Origin of the sequence: Nocardia sp. NPDC023852 (genome assembly GCF_040639505.1) — a bacterium.
Classification (GTDB): domain Bacteria; phylum Actinomycetota; class Actinomycetes; order Mycobacteriales; family Mycobacteriaceae; genus Nocardia.
In genome coordinates this window covers 215,588-235,729 of the sequence record NZ_JBFAAB010000004.1, presented here as the reverse complement: position 1 = coordinate 235,729, position 20,142 = coordinate 215,588, and the positions used below count along the sequence as shown (strand labels likewise).

The window sequence follows — 20,142 nt, the reverse complement described above, 5'->3', positions numbered from 1 at the left end:
GCAACCCGGGATCAGGCCGTGCAGTTACCGCCGGACAGCTCGTCGAGGTGCTGGGAAACGACCGTGGCCAGCTTGTCCAGTGCGTTCATGCCGTCACCGAACGCTCCCGAATCCGGCTGCGCCGCCAACGCGATCGCGATCTGCCCCGACGGGGCGGTGATGATCCCGAACTGCCGCACCAGGTAGGCGCCCGAGGTGTCCGGCCCCCAGCCGCCCTTGAACTCGGCGCCGTTCAACTCGCCGAGACCCCAGCGCTGGCTGGTGACGATCTGCTCCATCAGGCTGGTCACTCGCGCGGACTGCGACAGACAGGGCAGCCGTGCGGCGAACCGCACCTGGTCGACCAGTGACCACTCGGTCTGGCCGAAGGCCGAATGCTCGGGACGGGCACGGGTGGCGGGCACGGTGGTCTTGGTGTCGCCGCCTTCCCGCAGCACCGCCTGCACCGCCTCGGCCGCCTCCTGTGCGGTGCCGAGCGACTGCCACAGCACGTCGGCGGCGGCGTTGTCGGAGGCGGTGATCGCCGCCGACGCGGCGTAGGTGGAAGCGCCCGGATTGTGCCGCAGCGCGGCGATGGTCAACGGCACCTTCATCGTCGACCACGCGGGACCGCTGGTCCAGTCGCCGAAGGAAACCAGCTGATCGCCGCCGACCGGCATGACCGCCATCCCGATATGTCCACGCACACCAGCCGCCAGCTCGGCGAAGCCCGCGGCAAGCGTGCCTGGCACGGTGATGGACAGCCCCTTTTGATCGGTGCGCGCGGCGGCTTCTGTGATCGTCGGCGCGCTCGACGCCGGATCATCGGCGCGGTCGGCTCCGCATCCCGACACGAGAAATGCGACAAGCGCCGCGCAGATCAATATTTTTCGAGCTTTGCGGAATCGATCAGTAAATATGTATTGGCCCATTTTCGCAGCGACCTCGTTGCACTCTCTATCTCGATACGGCGTTTCGACACCGTACTTGCCCTTCTTGTCGCCTGCCCACTTCCTGGGAAAACGCGACGCCTCGGTGCACCAGGGCAACGTGATGGACCCGCTGATCGTGCCGGGCCGGTTGCGGGGAGTAGCGTCGAGCGGCATGGGAGCGCCGCGATCCCCTTTCTCCACAGCGGGCACACGGAAGCTTGCCGAAATGTGCCGCGCGGATGTCGCGGTACTCACCCAGCGCCTGATGGCGGCGATCTTCACCGACAATCCGGAATGGACGGACTACACGTCGGTCCCCCGCGCGAATCTGCGCGACGGTTGCCGGCGTTACCTCACCCGGATTCTCGAATTGTTGAGCGGTGAGGCGACAGATCCGGAGTCCGATGACGTCGCGGCGTCGATCGGCAGGCACCGGGCCGAACAGGGAGTGCCGCTCGAGGCCATGCTGCGCACATTCCGGCTCGGCGGTCGAATCGTGTGGGAAGCGTTGTTGGACAACGCCGAAACCGTCGATATCGAACCGCACGAGATCCGCGAGGCCGGTACCGCGATGTGGATGGTGATCGACGGATTGTCCTCGGCACTGTCCACGTCCTACCGCAACACCGAACTCGAACAGGTACGCCGCGACGAGCGACGCAGACACGCACTGATAGAGGATATTCTCGCCGGACGAGCCCACGACGCGACGTTTGCCGCACGGGCAGCGCGTGAGTTGAATCTGCCGGCCCACGGCGCCTACCTGGTGGTGGTCGCCGACACTCTCCCCGACGGGAGATCGGCACTCGCCGGGCCCGAAACTGTGCTCGCAGCGCTGCAGATCCGGTCGGTCTGGCACACCCGCGTAGACACCATGATCGGGCTGGTGTCGCTGGAGCAGCGCGACACCTCCGCGGTGCTGCGTCATCTGCGCCCCCTGACTCGCGGCAGGGCGGCGTGCTCCTCCGCTGTTCCGGGGCTCGCCGAGGTGGGTGCCGGCCATTCGCTCGCGTTGATCGCGCTGGACACGCTGCCCACAGGCTCGACCGGTCTGGTCTCGCTGGACGAGCGCTACCCCGAGGCTCTGCTGGTCCGGTCCCCTGACCTGGCCCGGCTACTGCTGGCCCGCAGCCTCGGACCGGTCCTGGAGCTACCTCCCAAGGACCGCGACGTCCTGATACAGACTCTCACTGCCTGGTTGGCGGAGAACTGTTCGGCGGCCAACGCCGCGCTGCATCTGCACTGCCATCGCAACACCGTGCTCAACCGGCTGCAACGTATCGCCGGGCTGGTCGGTCGTCCGCTGGACGGGCAGCGGGCCTACCTCGAACTCTCGCTCGCGCTGTCGGCCCTGAAGCTCCCCGACCGCGCGGTCTGATTGGGCGCAGCGCCTATTTCCGCACCACTATTTCTGGGCTTTCGGGACATTGTTTGTGCATTCCATGCCGACGAGACTCGTCCGCGATGCCCACGCCACAACCTCGGCGGGGCCGGATTCGTTCGAGACTGAGGAGCACCACGAGTGCCGGAATTCGATCTGTTGGTCATCGGAGGCGGCCCGGGCGGCTACGTCGCGGCCATCCGCGCGGCTCAGCGTGGCCTGTCGGTGGGCCTGGTGGAGAAGGAGCGGCCGGGCGGAGTCTGCCTGAACTGGGGCTGTATCCCGACGAAGGCGATGCTGCGCTCCGCGGACGTCTTCCACACCGTGAGCACCGCAGCCGATTACGGCGTATACGCCGACAATATCCGGTTCGATTTCTCCGCCGTGCGCCAGCGCAAGGACGGCATCGTCAAGGAACTCACCGATGGCGTCGCCGGTCTGCTCGCGGCCAATGGCGTCACCGTGATCGAGGGGCATGCCCGCTTCACCGGCCCCACGGCCGTCGACGTGCATGAAGTGGGTCCGTCGCCGGTCGGGCCCGACGGCCCGCGCTATGCCGCCGCACCCACAACATCCATCCGGCAAGTCACCGCGCGTGATGTCATCATCGCCACCGGATCCGTACCTGCCCAGCTGCCCGTCCCGGGAGCCGATCTGCCCGGCGTGATCACCTCCGACGGCGCGTTCGGGCTGACCACGGTCCCGGACCGGCTGGTGATCGTCGGAGGCAGTGCGGTAGGCGCCGAATGGGCGAGCCTGTTCAGCACTTTCGGCAGCGAGGTCACCATCGTCGAAATGCAGGATCGCCTGGTACCTGCCGAGGACAGCGACATCGGCACGGCGCTCGGCCGGTCCTTCGCCACACGCGGCATCACCGTGCTGACCGGATCGACCGTCGCCTCGATCGCCCACGACGAGGCGCTGCGGGTCACCGTCGAGGGCCCGCGCGCCCGCACGCTCGATGCCGATGTGGTGCTCGTCGGTGTCGGCCGTCGCCCCAACACCGCCGACCTCGGACTGGATCTCGCCGGAGTGGCCACGGACGAGCGCGGATTCATCCCGGTCGACGAGAAGTTGCGCACCGGCGTCGACCACGTCTACGCGATCGGTGATGTCACCGGGCGAGCGCTGCTCGCTCACGTCGCTTCACATCAGGGCCTGACGGCCGCCGATGTCATTGCCGGACAAGACAACCGGATCGACTACACCGCGATTCCCGCAGCCACCTTCACCCATCCGGAGATCGCGAGCGTCGGTCTGACCGAAGCCGCTGCCCGCTCGGCCGGGCACCAGGTGATCACCGCCCGGTTCCCATTCGCGGCGCTGGGCCGGGCCAAGACTTTCGGTGACACCGAAGGGTTCGTCAAAATCGTTGCCGGACAGCACCACGGCGATGTGCTCGGCGTACACATCATCGGCCCCTCGGCCAGCGACCTGATCACCGAAGGAGCCTTGGCGATCACACTCGAGGCCACCCTCGACGAACTCGCCGAAACCATCCACGCCCACCCCACCCTCGGCGAGATCGGCATGGAGGCCGCGCTTTCCGCGCTCGGCCTGCCTGTGCATGTCGCCCCACGGAAGCGCTGAGGAAGAGCATCATGACCGAAACAATCGAGCACACTTCCATCACCCTTACCGCGGAAGACCCCGCCACCCTGCGCGGCTATTTCCGCGACATGATGTTCATCCGGCGGTTCGAGGAGCGCGCCGCCCAGGGCTACACCCAGGCCAAGATCGGCGGCTACTGCCACCTCAACCTCGGCGAGGAGGCCACCGTCGTCGGGCTCGCCGCGGCGATGCGACCCACCGACTACCTGTTCACCAACTACCGCGAACACGGCTACGCCCTCGCCAAAGGCATCGAGCCCGGCCGTGTCATGGCCGAACTGTACGGGCGCTCCACTGGTACCTCGAAGGGCTGGGGCGGTTCGATGCACATGTTCGACACCGCCTCCCGCCTGTTGGGCGGTTACGGCATCGTGGGCGGCCAGCTCCCGCTCGCCGTCGGCGCTGCCCTGGCCATCGACTATCGCGGCGGCGACGACGTGGTGGTGTGTCAGATGGGCGACGGCACAACGAATATCGGCGCCTTCCACGAGTCGCTCAACCTCGCCGCGCTGTGGAACCTGCCGGTCGTGTTCGTGGTGATCAACAACCAGCTCGGGATGGGTACCACGGTGGAGAATTCCTCCGCCGAACCCGACCTGTACAAACGTGCCGCCGGATACCGGATGCGCGGCGAACAGGTCGACGGCACCGAGGTGCTCGCCGTACGCGATATCGCCCGCGAACTGGTGGAAACAGCGCGACGCGAGGGCAAACCCGCGCTGTTGGAAACCATCAGCTATCGACTCAAGGGCCATTCCGTCGTCGACCCTGCGAAGTACCGCAGCGGCGAAGATGTCGCCACCGCACGGGAATCCGATCCGGTCGCACGGTGGCGCGCGCACCTGATCGACTCCGGCGTCCTGGACGAAACCGACGCCGCGGAGATCGAACGTTCGGTCGAGGAGCAGGTCGACGCTGCGGTGGCCTTCGCGGACGCCAGCCCGCATCCGGACCCGTCGAGCCTGTTCGACTACACCTACGCCACCCCGGTCGCGGGCGAATCCCGCAGGCTGCCCGCCGATCCGCTCTTCTGACCGCCGTAGTTTCAGACTGCTAAGGACAACCGTGCCCGTCATCACCTATCGCGAAGCACTTCGCGAAACCTTGCGCGAGGAAATGCGGCGCGACGAGGATGTCTTCCTGATCGGGGAAGAGATCGGCGTCTTCGAAGGCTCCTACAAGATCACCGCGGGCCTGCTCGCCGAATTCGGCGAGAAGCGCGTGCGCGACACCCCGATCGCCGAGGAGGGTTTCGTCGGCGCCGCCGTCGGCGCCGCGATGCTCGGGCTGCGCCCGGTCGTGGAACTCATGACGATCAACTTCTCGCTGCTCGCGCTGGATCAGATCGTCAACCACGCGGCCAAGATCTACGGCATGTTCGGCGGCCAGACCAGCGTGCCGCTGGTCATCCGCACCCCGGGCGGCGGCGGCCAGCAACTCGGCGCCACCCACTCGCAGAACATCGAGCTCTACTACGCCTTCGTGCCCGGGCTCAAGGTGGTCGCGCCGAGCACCCCCGCCGACGCCCGAGCCCTGCTGCGCGCCGCGATCGAGGACGACGACCCCGTGCTCTTCCTGGAAAATCTCGCCCTCTACAACACCAAAGGCGAAGTGCCCGACGTTCTTCCGCCTGCCGAGATCGGCAAGGCCGCCGTTACCCGGGAAGGCACCGATATCACCCTCATCGGCTACTCACGGATGGCGACCATCGCCACCCAGGTCGCCGAGAAACTGCACGCCGAATCCGGCATCTCGGCCGAGGTCATCGATCTGCGCAGCCTGCGGCCCTTGGATCGGGACACCATCGTGACCTCGGTGCGTAAGACCGGCTGCGCGGTGGTGGCGGAAGACGATTGGCTGACCTACGGGATCGGCGCCGAGGTCGCCGCCACCATTTCCGACGGAGCGTTCGACTACCTGGACGCGCCGGTGCGGCGGGTCGCCGCGGCGGAAGTGCCGCTGCCTTACGCCAAAACACTCGAACAGATCGCCCTTCCATCCGCCGACTCCCTGCACACCGCCGCGTTGGAAACGCTGGCGGCCGTGGGCCGGCGCCGCTGAGAACCCGAGGACAATGTCATGCCAGAGATCACCATGCCCCGGCTCTCCGACACGATGGAAGACGGCGTCGTCGTCGCCTGGCTCAAACAGGTCGGCGACAAGGTCACTCGAGGCGAGATTCTCGCCGAGATCGAGACCGACAAGGCGCTGATGGAGTTGGAAGCCTACGACGACGGAGTGCTCGACCAGATCCTCGCCGAACCCGGAACGCGAGTGCCGATCGGCAGCCCGATCGCGATGCTCGGCGACGGTAGCGGCACACCGGCGAAACCCGCCCCAGCCGTTGCCGCCCCGGCCACCTCCACCGACTTCACGTCGGTTCCGCTGTCGAACCAGACCCCCTCGACGGTCACCGCGGGCGCGGCACCGGACGACCGTCGGAAGTCCTCTCCCCTGGCCCGCAAGGTCGCGCGCGAGCTGGGCATCGACCTCGACAGCGTGACCGGCACCGGCCCCGGCGGGCGGATCACCCGCCACGACGTGGAATCCGCGCAGCCCGCGAGCGTACCCCCGGTCCCCGCACCCTCGACCGCCCCGGTGGTCGCTGCCTCCGGCGACTACGAGGAGGTGCCGCTGACCACCGTCCAGCAGGTAGCGGCCAAACGCCTGACCGAGAGCAAGCAGCAGGCCCCGCACATCTACCTGACGAGCGCGATCGACGTCACGGACCTGCTGGCCTTCCGTACCGACGTCAACCAGACACTGCAGTCGGCAGGCACCGGAAAGGTGAGCATCAACGACCTGATCGTCAAGGCCGTCGCCGTCACCCTGCGCGCCGACCCGGCGGTGAACGTCTCCTTCGACGGTGACAAGTTGTTGCGGCACCGCGGTATTCACCTCGGCGTCGCCGTCGCGATCCCGGCCGGTCTCGTCGTGCCGGTCATCCGCGACGCCGACCGAAAGAGCATTTCCGCGATCGCCGCCGAGAGCCGTGAGAAGGCCGAGCGTGCCCGCGCCCGAAAACTGCGCGCGGACGAAATGACCGGCGGCACCTTCACCATCTCCAACCTCGGCATGTTCGGCATCGAGCAATTCGCCGCCGTCATCAACCCGCCCGAAGCCGCCATCCTCGCCATCGGTGCCGCCACCGACCAGTTGCACCTCATCGACGGCGAGGTCGTCACTCGCAAGATTCTCCGCGTCACCCTTTCCGCCGATCACCGCGCCATCGACGGAGCTACCGCCGCGACGTTCCTCCAGCAGCTGAAGGACCTACTGGAACACCCGCTGCGCATCGTGACCTGAGTACTCGCGGTATCCGGCCCGGAGACCCGCCGCGGCAGAGCATTTCCTTACACTTGTAAATTTACTGACGCCTGTAAATAATGCGGGTGTGGAGTTCGATCGGAACGTAGACGAGCCTGTTCAGGACCGCCGGGTGCGCCGGTCCCGAGCGGCGCTCACGCGGGCGGCGGTCGCTCTGGTGACCGAACGCGGCACGGCAGCAGTCTCGATCACCGATATCGCCGAGGCCGCGGACGTCAGCCGTCCGGTGGTGTACCAGCAGTTCGGGGATCGGGACACGCTCCTACTCGAGGCCGCACTGGACCTGGCTCGGCACGAGCTGCTGGCGGACCGGACATCGGGAGTCGGCCGCGATCAGGCGCTGGCCGCGGCACGGCACTTCGCCGAGCATCGGGTGTTCTACCGGGCGCTGTTGACCGGTTCCTGTGCATTCGCGCTGAACAAGGGGCTCAGCGGCCTGCTGGTTCCGGTCAACCGCCAGATCGTGCGCCAGTTGTACGGATCGCGGCTGGATGAGGGCGCCGTCGACGATCTCGCCACCTACCTGACCGGTGGCGCCGCGGCGTTCATCAACACCTGGCTGGTCGAGGCCGAAGATCCGCTGGATCCCGAGCAATTCGCCGACCGGCTCATGCGGATCATGTCCGTCCTCATAGCTGGGGCCGCCACATCGCACGACCTCGAGGAGCCACGGTGAACCTGATCAGCCATCTCCTGCAACGTCAGTGGAAACTGCCCCCGCCGGTGACGCGGGATGTCGCCGTGCAGCGGGATCTGCGGATACCGATGTCGGATGGGGTGGAGCTGCTGGCCGACCGATGGGCGCCGCGGACCGGGAGCGAGGGATTGCCGACCGCGCTGATCCGCACACCTTACGGCCGCCGCGGCATCTATGGCGTGGCCATGGCCAGACCACTGGCCGAACGCGGATATCAGGTTCTGCTGCAGAGCGTCCGCGGCGGATTCGGCTCCGGCGGGACGTTCGCCCCGCTACGACAGGAACGAGCCGATGGCCTGTCCACCCTCGACTGGGTCGTGCGGCAGCCATGGTTCGGTGAAGCGATCGTCCTGGTCGGCGTCAGCTATATGGGATACGTCCAGTGGGCAGTGGCCGACCAGGTGCCTCCTCAAGTCAAAGCGATGATCCCGCAGGTCACCGAGTCGGCGCTCAGTCTGGAGCAGTTGCGCGGCGACGGGTTCTCACTGGAAGCGCCGTTCCAATGGGGTGTGCTGACCGCGGTCCAGGAACGCCGGTGGGCGGCACTGCGTCAGCCGCTGCAGATGCGCAGGACACGGCGAGCGATGAACACGCTGCCACTGAGCCGTGCCGACGTCGTAGCCATCGGCACCCCCTCTGGCTATATCCAGGATGTGCTCACCCACGACGAAGACGACCCGTACTGGGCCGACGCCGACCATCGGCATCGGGTGGCCGACGTGACCGTACCGGTCAGCTCGATCGGCGGCTGGTACGACATCTTCCTGCCCGGCCAGCTTCGCGACTTCCAGGCCTTGCAGCAGGCAGGTCGGCCCGCGCGGCTGACGATCGGTCCGTGGACACACTTGCAGATGCCGAACACCGGGGTGCTGGAAGCGCTGGAGTTCGGGCTCGCCCACGCCCGAGGTGAGCAGCCGGCGCGGCGCGCGCCGGTACGGCTGTACGTGACGGGCGAGGAAGCTTGGCGGGACTTCGAGACCTGGCCGCCGAAAGGCTATGCACCGCAACGGTTTCGAATGCAACCCGGAGGGCAGCTGCACACCCGGCCGCCGACAGCCTCGCAGCCGGACCACTACCGGTACGACCCCGCCGATCCCACCCCAGCGCTCGGGGGCGTACGCGGAGCGTTCGGCGGAGGCAGCGTAGACAACCGGAAACTGGAGGCGCGCGCCGACGTCCTCACCTACACCACCGACGTTCTCGACCACGACGTCGAGGTGGTCGGCGAGGTGCGTGCCGAGATCTGGTTCCGCTCCAGCCTGCGCCACGCCGACGTGTTCGTCCGGCTCTGCGACGTCGACCCCCGCGGCCGCTCGCACAACATCTGCGATGGACTTACCAGTTTGTCGAGCGCCGACGAAATCGGTTGCGCCACAGTGCGACTGTGGCCGACCGCGCATCGGTTCAAGCGCGGCCACCGCATCCGCGTGCAGGTCTCCAGCGGCGCCTTCCCCCGCTACGCCCGCAACCCGGGCACCGGTGAACCTCGCGCTACCGCCACCACCCTGCTGGTCGCCGAACAAACCGTGTACCACGACCCCGCACGTCCATCAGCGGTGATCCTGCCCACCGCGGAAGGTACTGCGGCGCCATAGGAGAACGGTGCTACCTGCCGCCGCGGCGGGCTCGGCCTTGCAAGGCGAATTTCGCTGGATCATTCGGGTGTCCGCGCCTGCCGCGTGATCACCTACGGGCGGCGTGCGCAAAGCTCGCAATCGGCCGAGGCTGTGGTCGAAAGAAGCGGCGCCGCGACCGGTACGGGCCGCCGAGTTCAGCTCACCGCGTCGGGACGATCGGCGAGCCCGAGACGCAGGTGCTCGCTGTGGTAGACCGCTTCGTCCAGAAGTTGGGCGACGTGGTTGTCGTAGAGGCTGTACACGATGCTACGTCCCGCGCGGGTACCGGTGACCAGGCCGAGGTTGCGCAGCAGCCGGAGTTGATGCGAGACCGCCGACTGCTCCATACCCACCGCTTCGGCGAGCTCGGTGACCGGTCGGGGGCCGTGGCGCAGTTCGGTGAGAATGAGCAGCCGACTCGGGGTGGCCAGGGCCTGCAGTGTGGTCGCGACGTGCGCGGCGGCGGTGGCGTCCAGCCGGGTGACCGGCCGATCGCGGCCTTCCACACCGTGTCCCATGTCGCGCAGTATAGCCGCACCATTAATGTGAAGACATGTTCATATGTTCTGTTATTCTCGGGTGATTTGTTTCCTGTCTCCGGAGGTGCCTCATGGCCTCGTCCACCGCCACGCCCACCCGCCCCACAACCGGGCGGGCAGCACTACCGGTGCGGCGGACACGATTGTTCACGCTGCCCGAGATACGCTGGGCGGCAGCAGCATTGGTGCTGTTTCTGCTTGGACTGATGGCACAGCTATCCGGTGCTCCTTCGTGGTCGTGGTGGGGGCTCTATCTGGCCTGCTACGTCAGCGGCGGCTGGGAACCAGGGCTGGCGGGACTGCAAGCGCTGCGAGACAAGACCCTCGATGTCGATCTCCTGATGGTCGTCGCGGCAATCGGTGCGGCGGCAATCGGGCAGGTGATGGACGGTGGGCTGCTGATCGTCATCTTCGCCACCTCCGGCGCGCTCGAAGCACTGGCCACCGCTCGCACCGAGGACTCGGTGCGCGGCCTGCTGGACCTGACTCCGGACACCGCGACCCGGCTCGCCCCCGACGGCGACGAGCAGACCGTCAAGGCCACGGAGCTGAAGATCGGAGAGGTGATCCTGATCCGGCCCGGCGACCGGATCGCCGCCGACGGTGCGGTCGTGGGCGGGGCAAGCGAAGTCGACCAAGCCACCATCACCGGAGAGCCCCTTCCGGTGGACAAGACCGTGGGCGATGAGGTGTTCGCCGGCACGCTCAACGGTACCGGCGCACTGCGGGTGCGAGTCGACCGCCGCTCCGAAGACTCCGTCGCCGCCCGCATCGCCGGTCTGGTCGAGCAAGCGAGCGAGACCAAAGCCAAGACACAGTTGTTCATCGAGAAGGTCGAACAGCGCTACTCGATCGCCATGGTCGTGGCCACCCTCGCGGTGTTCCTCATCCCGCTGTCGTTCGGCGCGGCATTGCAGGATTCACTGCTGCGAGCCATGACCTTCATGATCGTCGCCTCCCCGTGCGCGGTGGTGCTTGCGACGATGCCACCGCTGCTGGCCGCGATCGCCAACGCCGGACGCCACGGCGTGCTCGTGAAATCCGCGGTGGTCATGGAACAACTCGGCACGACCACCCGCGTCGCGTTCGACAAGACCGGCACCCTCACCCGTGGCATCCCGGAACTCGCCGACATCCGGGTTCTACCGGGCACGCGTTTCACCGAAGACCAGATCCTGCGCCTGGCCGCGGCGGCCGAACACCCCAGCGAGCACCCGTTGGCCGCCGCCATCGTGCGTGCCGCCCGCCACCGCGGCCTCGGGTTGCCCACCACGGACGAATTCACCGCCCAGCCCGGTCGAGGCGTCTCCGCCCTGATCGAGGGCCACTTCATCCACGTCGGTTCCCCCGCGGAGTTGTTGCGGCCGGGCACCACGACGGCAGCAGCCGCCACCACAGCGACAGCCGCCGTCGAGGCATTGCAGACGCGCGGACGAACCGCGGTTGTCGTGCTCTGCGAACACACTCCGATCGCCGTGCTCGGCATCACCGATCAGGTCCGTCGCGAAGCCGCCGCCACCATCGCCGCCGTCACCGAATTGACCGGTGCCGCACCGGTGATGCTCACCGGAGACAACCTCGTCACCGCGACCCAGCTAGCCGGACAGGTCGGGATCACCGATGTGCGGGCGGGCTTGCTGCCCGACGACAAGGTCGCCGCCGTGCGCGACCTCGAGGCAGACGGTGAGCGGGTGTCCGTTGTCGGCGACGGCATAAACGACGCGCCCGCGCTCGCCGCCGCGCACACCGGTATCGCGATGGGCGGCGCCGGTTCCGATCTCACCTTGCAGACCGCCGACGCCGTAGTCGTCCGCGACGATCTCACGACGATCCCGACCGTGATCGCGCTCTCGCGGCGAGCCCGCCGCGTCGTGGTCGCCAACCTGATCATCGCGGCCACGTTCATCACCGTCCTCGTTATCTGGGACCTCGTCGGACACCTTCCCCTCCCCCTCGGCGTCGCCGGACACGAAGGCTCCACCGTCATCGTCGGCCTCAACGGTCTGCGTCTGCTGCGATCGGCGGCGTGGCAGCGTGTCCGGACACCTGCCCCGCGCAACTGTCCGTAACGACTGCCGGGTGTCGGCAGGTCGGCCGCCTGGCGAACCGTTACCCGGAAGGGCTCGCATGCCGATCGCCGAGTTCAGGTCTCTGGCGGTGTGGGGCGGTTCTCGCGTCCATGAATCCACTCGGTGATAGCAGCCATGGCCGAAGCCAGCGAAATCGCGCTGGCGAGGAACGCATACCACGTGAGACTGGCGGTGGCCCAGGAAACAGTGCGAAGCCCGGGTACCGGATAGGTGTCGTGGCCTGTGGCCCAGCGGAGCAGCAATCCGACCTGTGTGCCCGGATCTCGGGCCGACCCGAACGAGACCAACCGGGTCAGTTCGTCGCCTCTGCTGGAGAGGTGGACCACGGTGGCGATCGTGAAAACGGCAACGAAGACCGTGGCGATGGTCGCCAGGCGCGTGAGCGCCTCGGTGCGGATCACGCTGCAGACAGCAACGCTGCAGACAGCAATGACGATCGCGACGCTGGTGAGGACGCCCCACACCCCGCTGACCGTCGCGGCGGGCGGTGGTGATTGCGCCCAGAGCTCTACCAAGGAGGTAGTCACGTGGAGCCGACCGAAGGCGTTCGTGTGAATCGCACCGTCGGTCCCGCCTGTGTCTGTGGTCAGCCATGGCTGGAACAGCAGGACGAATGTGATGATGCAGCCGACCGCAGCGCAAAGGTAACCCAACCTTCCGCCGAGTGCGGTCTGCAGACGGTTTCCGCCGAGCATGATCTGCGGCCGTGCGTCAGCCCATCGACGTCGCCGCGCCCCACCGGCCGAGTCGACCTGCTCACGGAGAGCTTCTCTTTTCTGCCAGGGAGTAGGCCGCACAATTCGCTAGCCTATGAGTTCGGTTGTATGGATTCCGTCAAGGAATAAGGCTGTGCACGGCAAGATTTCGTCAAATTTTCCCTACAGCCAGTTGTTGCGGCGCAGATTTATATACAAGCCCGTGCAGATCACCACGATCACGACGAGAACGAGCGGATAACCCCACACCTGCCGCAATTCCGGCATGTGCTCGAAATTCATGCCGTAGATCCCCGCGACCATCGTCGGCACGGCAGCGATCGAGATATACGCCGTGATTTTGCGCATGTCGGTATTCTGCTGCACCGCGGTCTTGGCCAGCGCCGCTCCGATCAGCGCACTGAGCGACTCGTCGAAATCGTTGATCCGATCAGCCACGGCCGTGTGATGGTCGGCGACATCTCGCATATACCGCCGGACCTCCTTCGGCAACGGCAACTCGATGCCGCGGCCGAGTGTCTCGAGTGGAACCGCGAGCGGATTCACCGATCGCCGTAACTCGACGACCTCACGCTTGAGCTGGTAGATCGACTCGATGGCCACCTTGCTGCGCGGGGTGAAGATTTCCTCCTCCATCGCATCGACATCGAGCTCCACCGACTGAGTGACCTCGATATACGAATCCACCACGTAATCGGCGATCGCATGCAACACAGCGCCGGGCCCGAGACGCAGCCGGTCCGAGTCGGCCTCCAACTGCTTACGCACGGTGGCCAGCCCGGAATGTTCACCGTGTCGTACCGCGACTACGAAATCGGGCGCCGTGAAGATCAGTATTTCGCCGGTCTCGACGATTTCGCTGACACTGTGTAATTCGTGCTCCACGTACGCGACCGTGCGCATCACCAGCACCAGCGTGTCGTCGTAGCGCTCGAGTTTCGGGCGCTGATTCGCCTTGACCGCGTCCTCGACGGCCAGTGCGTGGAGCCCGAAAGTCTGCGCGATATCGGCCATCTGCTCCTCGTCGGGATCATGCAACCCGACCCACACGAAACCCGCGCCCCGCTCACGCACCTGTGCCAACGCGGCCGCATGGGTGAAACGGCCCGGCAACCGACACCCGTCGACGTACACGGCGCAATCGACAATCGCCCGGGCAGTCGGAACACGGATATGCGGCAATGACCTCCCCGACCGCCCGGAATGACGAAACGAAGGCAGCGACGGAAGAGATGGCATCGCACGATGCTACGTCGCAACCCACTCGGGGGCTCCCAGAACAGACCAGCGGGTACCGGGTCGACAGCAGCGGCGGTGACCTCACGAGTTATCCGGTCGCGGCCGATTACTACACGTCGACTCGTGAACCCATGATTACGGTCCGCTCGCCCGGCAAGCCGAAATACTCGGCAGCGTCGGCGGTGATGTGGGACGTGGCGATGAACAGGCGCTTGCGCCAGGGTGCCATCGTCCGTGCCGTACCCTTCTTCAACTCGATCTTCGACAGGAAGTACGAGGCGTCATCGATCGCTATCCGGCCTTCGGTGTGCGCGGGGTCGAGCAGGCGCAGCGCGTCGGGGATGTTCGGTGTTTCCATATACCCGAAATACGCTGTCACGTGGACGATTCCGTCTTCGGCGTAGCCGAGCGCATCGATCTCCGTACGTTCCGCATCCGGTACGCGAGGCACAGGCAGCGTGTCGATCGACATGATCACTACGTGTTCATGCAGCATGTGGTTGTGCTCGACGTTTGCCCGCATCGCCAGCGGCGCGGTCTGTTTACCGCGGTTGAGGAATACCGCGGTGCCCGGTACCCGCAGCAGCGACGGCCGATAATCCTGCAACTGATCGACAAACGCACGCAGCGGCCCCTCCGCCTGTACCCGCGCACTGGTAACGACTTCGCGACCACGCGCCCAGGTGGTCATCACGGTGAACGCCGTGAGCCCGATCAGCAGCGGCAACCACGCTCCGTGCACCAGCTTCGTCATATTCGCCGCCAGGAACAGCACGTCGACCACCAGTAGGGGGACGGCGCCGAGGACGACGAGCCACAGCGGAGTGCCCCACTTGGCACGGGCAACATAGAAGAACAACAGCGTCGTGATGGAGATCGTCGCGGTCACCGCCATACCGAACGCGTACGCCAACGCCGCCGAACTTTGGAAGGCGAACACCAGCGTGAGTACCGACACCATCAGCACCCAGTTGATCCACGGTACGTAGATCTGTCCGATCGTCGACTCCGAAGTGTGCGCAACCCGCAATCTCGGCAGGTAACCGAGCTGGGCGGCCTGCGAGGCCACCGAATAGGCGCCGGTGATCACCGCTTGGGAGGCGATCACCGTCGCAGCGGTTGCCAGAAGCACCAGCGGCAACCGCGCCCATCCAGGAGCGAGTAGGAAGAACGGGCTGCTCACGGCGGCCTGGTCACCGAGAAGCAGGGCACCCTGGCCGAGGTAACTCAGTACGCACGCAGGCAGCACCAGCCCCAGCCAGCCGCGAGTGATCGCCCGCCGACCGAAGTGGCCCATGTCGGCGTACAGCGCCTCCGCACCCGTCACCGCGAGCACCACCGCGGCCAGCGCGAAAAACGCAATGCCGAAGTGCCCGAACATGAAGCTCAGCGCATAGGTTGGCGACAGTGCCTTCAAGATTTCCGGATGCTTGGCAATACCGCTGACGCCCAAGGCGCCGATCGTCACGAACCAAGCGATCATCACCGGCCCGAACAGCCGACCGACCGCCGCCGTGCCGTGGCGCTGAACCGAGAACAGCCCGACGATGATCACCGCTGTGATCGGCACGATCACCCCGTCGAACCGCGGCTGCACGACCTTCAGGCCCTCCACCGCGGACAGCACCGAAATAGCGGGAGTGATCATGCTGTCGCCGAAGAACAGCGCGGCACCGAAGATGCCGAGACCTGCCAGGACCGCTGCGGCACGACGACCTCCTCCCCCACCGAGCCGCCGCAGCAGCGTGATCAGCGCCATGATCCCGCCCTCGCCGTCGTTGTCGGCGCGCATCACCAGGGAGACGTAAGTCAGCGTGACGATGATCATCACCGACCAGAAGATCAGCGACACCACGCCGTAGACGTTGTCCGTGCTGATCGGCACCGGGTGCGGATCAGCCGGGTTGAAAACCGTTTGAATGGTGTAAATCGGGCTGGTGCCGATGTCGCCGAACACCACGCCGAGCGCGCCGACCACGACCGCGGATCGAACCGTTTCCCGACCACCCACCACGCTGATCGGTGAACCGACTCCGGACCCTGTACCCATTGGCGTACTCCTCGTTTGCGGCTCCGCACTCTATCGTGCCGTGAGCCGCCGCCGAGTCGCGGCTTCGCCGAGTCCGAGCTGGGGGGCGCACCGCGTCGACGCTGACAGTCAGCGCCAAAACGAAGAAGCGGAATGGTGACGAGGAGCCCCAACCACGGAGACATTCGAGGTTGCGCAAGATTTCCGACGATGGGCCGTGCTGCGGATCCGCCGCTACGACCCAATAGCGACATCGAATCGCAGAGCGCTTATCGGGTGGCCGCTTTATCCGCGGGTTGTGGCGTAGTGGCAGTGAGGTGATAGCGGCGGCCGTCGATCTTGTCGGGCCGATAGCGGATGACGGGGTCGGTCACGACGGCCCGGTCCTGCGGGCTCGCGAGGATTGCGATGGGGCTGGATACGAGCATCGCATTTCTCCTGTTCGGTTACTCCCCGAGGTGGACGATCGCGCCGAACTGGTGTTCATAGTTGCTCATGCTGTCGTTCAAGATCTGCATCAGGCGGAAGATCATCGCCGGGGGGAACTTCACCCTGGACACCACCTGAGCCGGTTGGCGCACCGTCGGCCGACCGTCGTCGTCGACGCCCTGATCGGTCGGCAAGTACACGAGGAAGTCGAGGGTGAAGTCGGTGCGGTTGTACCAGCAGGTGAATCCGTTGGCGTAGGCACCGATACTCATTGCCTCCGGCACGATCACCTCGACGTTGGTCGGGGTTGGAGTCGGTTCGCTCACCGCGACCGCCTTTCATGGTCGACGAAAGGAGCACACTCGGCTGGGCCACGGCCCCTTTCGTCGACACATCATTCAGTGACGGCAGATTGGTTAGCGTGACTGCATCTGGCGTGCCTGCTGACGAAGGTGATGCAGCTGCATTTCCCACTGCATGGAACGCTCCTGGGAACGGCTGGCCTGATCCTCGGCCTGCTGGGCCAACTGACTGGCCTGGTCGGCCTGATCCTGCGCCGACTGAGCCCGCTGGTTGGACTGGTTGGCCTCGCCCTGTGCCTGCTGGGCCTGGTTCTGCGCCCGGTCGGCCTCGCCCTGAGCCTGCTGGGCCTGGTTCTGCGCCTGGATGGCTTGTTGGCGGGCCTGCTGGGCCTGCTGGTTGGCCTGGTTGGCCTCATGCTGCGCGATCTGCGCCTGGTGCTGAACCTGACGGGTCTGGCTCTGCGCCTGCCGGGCAAGGTTCTGCGCCTGCTGGGCGTACTGACGAGCGCTCTGCGCTTCCTGCCGCGCCTCGTCGACACCGAGCCGCAGCATATCGATGTCCCGGGGGATGTCCTGGACGTCGCCGCGCTTCGCATCGCTCATCGTGTCTTGTGCCATTGAGCTTCCCTCCAAAATTGGTTGAGTGGACAGCGTCGTGTGACCGAACCCATTCTTACCGACCCGCCAGCAGATGTCAGCAACTTTTACGCAACATTTGCCAACGGCCGCGAAACATACCAAATCCCCGGTCCCACTGGTGCTTACCGCGTCCACAGCCCGCATGGGCAACCACCGCAACTCCATCGGAGTAGGAAGCAATTTTGCAGCTATCTGGGTCGGCTTTCGCCTCTGGATGCCCAGAGTTATGGAGTCCAAGCCCTAGCCGACCGCAAAGCGGCCGAACCCGATGCGCATAGGGCACCAGGCGCGGCTGGACGGCCTCGCCGGCGCCGCTTCCGACTACCCGGTGTCACGGGGATCATCCCCTGACCAGCGCTCGCTGCGAGTTCTGTGTCAGTAGACGTACACCACCGCGTTCTCACCGCCACTGCATGTGACCATCTGGCCTTTGGCCTGGCAATTCATCGTGTAACGCTGGCCGGTGACCGGACTGGTCGCCACCACCGCGCGCGACGCGTCGCGTGCGGCGTTCTGCGCCGGGCCGAGTTCGGCGTAGGCCCTTCGCACTTCTTCGGCGAACGCGCAGCTGGTCACTGCCGTGCCCGTGGCCGACTGGGTGAACGCACCGGGGACCGGCTGGCCCTGGCCGCAGGGACTGGCCCCCGCGGGCAGCGTGACCGGCGTCGGTTTGGCCGTGGTGGACGTGGATGGAGCGGCGGACGGGCTGACCGGCGATCGGCCGCCCGTGCTCGCCGTCGGCGCCACGGGCGCCTCGGATGCGCGGTCGGCGGCGGTCGTCGCGGAGCCTCCGGAGCCGAACATCTGCCAACCGATCGCGCCGCCGACGGCGAGCACGACGATGGCGAGCACGGCGACCATGACGGGCAGCGCGATGGAGCGGCCCCTGCGCGACGGGTAGTAGGGGTCCTCGTCCTCCTCCTCGTAGTCGTCGTAGCCGTGCCCCGGATCGTCGCGATGAGGCGGCGGGTAGTCGGTACGCACCGGATAGTCGTCCTGCGGCGGATAGTCGGTGCGGGTGGCACGACCGTCCCGCACCGGATGCGTCGCCGGGGTCAGGTACTCGGTCGGTGGCGAATAGTCGTGCGCGGTGGGACCCTGTGGGTCGGGCGAGCCCGGTGCGAGTGCCTGATCCGCATGCTGTGTGGTCTCCGGATAGTTCGCTGCCCCTGGATGCCGTGGTGTCTCGGAGAACCCTGGGTAGGTTGATGTCTGCGAATACGCCCGCGACGGGGACTCGGAATACGCCCGCGAAGCAGTCTCGGAATACGCCTCCGGCGAGGACTCGGAATACGCCCACGAGCCCGACTCCGAATACGCCTGTGGCGCTACCTCCGGATATCCCTGCGTCGGCTGTTCCGAATACGCCTGAAGCGGCGTGTGTCCCGCCGACTCCGCATACGCCTGGGTCTCCGGGTACAGATGCGCGTCCGGGAAGGGCCGCATCGGAGGCAGTCCTACCGCGGGCGTGTACGCCGCAGGCGCCCTGAACGGTGTCGATGGTGGCTCGTCCGGCGACGGGAGCGGCGTGAACTGGGTTTCCGTTGGACGCACCACCGTCGGCCCGCTCGGACGGATCACCGCCGAAAGCGACAGTTCCCCCGTCGACTCCGGCGGTACGGCACCACGCACGGTCGGATTCCCTGGACGCCGCGCCGAGGCGGGCGCGCGCACCACCAGCGTCGGTGCGGCCGGTGCGACCGCTCCGAGGGCGGCACGGGCGGCCCTGGCCAGCGCGGTCGCGGTCGGAAAGCGGTCGGCCGGGTCTTTGGCCATGCCGCGATCGATCACCGCATCCAATGCGGCCGGAATGCCGTTGGCCTGCGCGCTCGGTCGCGGCGGGGGATCGGACAGATGCGACTTGATCAGCACATTCATGCTGGCCGCCGGGAACGGCGTTGCTCCGGTCAGGCATTCGTGCAGTACACAGGCCAGCGAGTAGATGTCCGCGCGCCCGGTCACCGGCCCGACGTCGAAGCGTTCCGGGGCCATATAGATGTAGGAGCCGATGGCCATACCGACCAGGGTTACCGCGCTGTCGCCCTCGGTATGCGCGATGCCGAAATCGGCGAGGTAGGCGAAATCCGAGTCTGTGACCAGGATGTTCGCCGGCTTGACGTCGCGGTGCACCAGGTTGCCCGCGTGCGCGGCGTCCAGCGCGGAGGCGATCTGTTCGATGATGCCGACGGCGCGAGCGGGACTGAGCGGCCCCTGGCCGCGCAGGATGGTGCGGAGGTCGACGCCATGGACCAGCCGCATGTCGATGAACAACACACCGTCGACCACGCCCCAGTCGTGGATCGGGATGACGTGCGGCTCGGCCAGCCGCGCGGCAGCCTGCGACTCACGCCGGAAACGCACCTGGTACATCGGGTCCTTGGCGAGCTCTTCCGACAGCAGTTTGACCGCGACCACCCGGTCTTTCACCGTGTCATAGGCCTCGTAGACCTCGCTCATACCGCCTTTGCCCAGCAACGACCGCAGTTCGTACGACCCGAACCGCGTCCCGGTTCTCGGCCCAGCTTCCTGCACTCGTCATCCTCCACATCCCAGGCGGGGATAGCACACCAGAATCACGCGATTCGCGACCGGAGCCTGCCCGTCACAGAGTGGATT

17 protein-coding genes are annotated in these 20,142 nt (G+C 66.5%); 8 read left to right on the top strand and 9 right to left on the bottom strand.

The features are described 5' to 3' along the window. Positions 1-11: 11 nt before the first annotated feature. On the bottom strand, positions 12-1,085 hold the full coding sequence (locus AB0H00_RS10500) for a hypothetical protein (RefSeq protein ID WP_357264044.1): 1,074 nt from the start codon (positions 1,083-1,085) through the stop codon (positions 12-14). Here AB0H00_RS10500 and AB0H00_RS10495 point away from each other — a divergent pair. The 7 genes from AB0H00_RS10495 to AB0H00_RS10465 all read left to right on the top strand — a co-directional run bounded on the left by AB0H00_RS10495 (position 1,084) and on the right by AB0H00_RS10465 (position 9,522). Continuing rightward, a complete protein-coding gene (locus AB0H00_RS10495; RefSeq protein WP_357264041.1) occupies positions 1,084-2,289 on the top strand; it encodes a helix-turn-helix domain-containing protein in 1,206 nt (401 codons plus the stop codon). The genes AB0H00_RS10500 and AB0H00_RS10495 overlap by 2 nt on opposite strands. Before the next feature lie 144 nt (positions 2,290-2,433). Next, on the top strand, positions 2,434-3,882 hold the full coding sequence (gene lpdA, locus AB0H00_RS10490) for a dihydrolipoyl dehydrogenase (RefSeq protein WP_357264038.1): 1,449 nt from the start codon (positions 2,434-2,436) through the stop codon (positions 3,880-3,882). 11 nt (positions 3,883-3,893) lie between these two features. Further along, on the top strand, positions 3,894-4,937 hold the full coding sequence (pdhA, locus tag AB0H00_RS10485) for a pyruvate dehydrogenase (acetyl-transferring) E1 component subunit alpha (RefSeq protein WP_357264035.1): 1,044 nt from the start codon (positions 3,894-3,896) through the stop codon (positions 4,935-4,937). 40 nt (positions 4,938-4,977) lie between these two features. Further along, on the top strand, positions 4,978-5,964 hold the full coding sequence (locus AB0H00_RS10480) for an alpha-ketoacid dehydrogenase subunit beta (protein ID WP_357264380.1): 987 nt from the start codon (positions 4,978-4,980) through the stop codon (positions 5,962-5,964). An 18-nt stretch (positions 5,965-5,982) separates the two neighbouring features. Then, positions 5,983-7,209: a dihydrolipoamide acetyltransferase family protein gene (locus AB0H00_RS10475; protein ID WP_357264032.1), complete on the top strand. Its 1,227-nt coding sequence runs from the start codon at positions 5,983-5,985 to the stop codon at positions 7,207-7,209. 88 nt (positions 7,210-7,297) lie between these two features. Further along, positions 7,298-7,906, top strand: coding sequence for a TetR/AcrR family transcriptional regulator (locus AB0H00_RS10470; protein ID WP_357264030.1), 609 nt, complete (start codon positions 7,298-7,300; stop codon positions 7,904-7,906). Further along, positions 7,903-9,522 (top strand): CocE/NonD family hydrolase, encoded by a 1,620-nt coding sequence (locus AB0H00_RS10465; protein ID WP_357264027.1) that lies wholly within the window; start codon positions 7,903-7,905, stop codon positions 9,520-9,522. Before AB0H00_RS10470 ends, AB0H00_RS10465 begins: the two co-directional genes overlap by 4 nt. A gap of 176 nt (positions 9,523-9,698) precedes the next feature. Here the strand turns inward: AB0H00_RS10465 and AB0H00_RS10460 are convergent, their stop codons facing one another. After that, entirely contained in the window at positions 9,699-10,061 is a 363-nt protein-coding gene (locus AB0H00_RS10460) for a metalloregulator ArsR/SmtB family transcription factor (protein WP_357264024.1), read from the bottom strand. A 92-nt stretch (positions 10,062-10,153) separates the two neighbouring features. On the opposite strand from AB0H00_RS10460, the gene AB0H00_RS10455 reads away from it, so the two are divergent. Beyond that, complete coding sequence (locus AB0H00_RS10455) at positions 10,154-12,151, top strand: heavy metal translocating P-type ATPase (protein WP_357264021.1); 1,998 nt, start codon at positions 10,154-10,156, stop codon at positions 12,149-12,151. Positions 12,152-12,225: 74 nt separating this feature from the next. Here the strand turns inward: AB0H00_RS10455 and AB0H00_RS10450 are convergent, their stop codons facing one another. The 7 genes from AB0H00_RS10450 to AB0H00_RS10420 form a co-directional block, all read right to left on the bottom strand. Next, the gene (locus AB0H00_RS10450; protein ID WP_357264018.1) at positions 12,226-12,699 is read right to left on the bottom strand and encodes a hypothetical protein; all 474 of its coding nucleotides are present in this window, start codon (positions 12,697-12,699) and stop codon (positions 12,226-12,228) included. Between the two features lie 351 nt (positions 12,700-13,050). Then, a complete protein-coding gene (locus AB0H00_RS10445) occupies positions 13,051-14,127 on the bottom strand; it encodes a magnesium and cobalt transport protein CorA (protein ID WP_357264016.1) in 1,077 nt (358 codons plus the stop codon). A gap of 109 nt (positions 14,128-14,236) precedes the next feature. Then, positions 14,237-16,177: a potassium transporter Kup gene (locus AB0H00_RS10440; protein ID WP_357264013.1), complete on the bottom strand. Its 1,941-nt coding sequence runs from the start codon at positions 16,175-16,177 to the stop codon at positions 14,237-14,239. Between the two features lie 248 nt (positions 16,178-16,425). Beyond that, complete coding sequence (locus AB0H00_RS10435; protein ID WP_357264011.1) at positions 16,426-16,584, bottom strand: hypothetical protein; 159 nt, start codon at positions 16,582-16,584, stop codon at positions 16,426-16,428. An 18-nt stretch (positions 16,585-16,602) separates the two neighbouring features. Beyond that, positions 16,603-16,911, bottom strand: coding sequence for a DUF3467 domain-containing protein (locus AB0H00_RS10430; protein WP_357264008.1), 309 nt, complete (start codon positions 16,909-16,911; stop codon positions 16,603-16,605). Between the two features lie 90 nt (positions 16,912-17,001). Then, a complete protein-coding gene (locus tag AB0H00_RS10425) occupies positions 17,002-17,505 on the bottom strand; it encodes a hypothetical protein (protein WP_357264005.1) in 504 nt (167 codons plus the stop codon). Positions 17,506-17,901: 396 nt separating this feature from the next. Continuing rightward, entirely contained in the window at positions 17,902-20,058 is a 2,157-nt protein-coding gene (locus AB0H00_RS10420; protein WP_357264003.1) for a protein kinase, read from the bottom strand. Between the last annotated feature and the right edge of the window lie 84 nt (positions 20,059-20,142).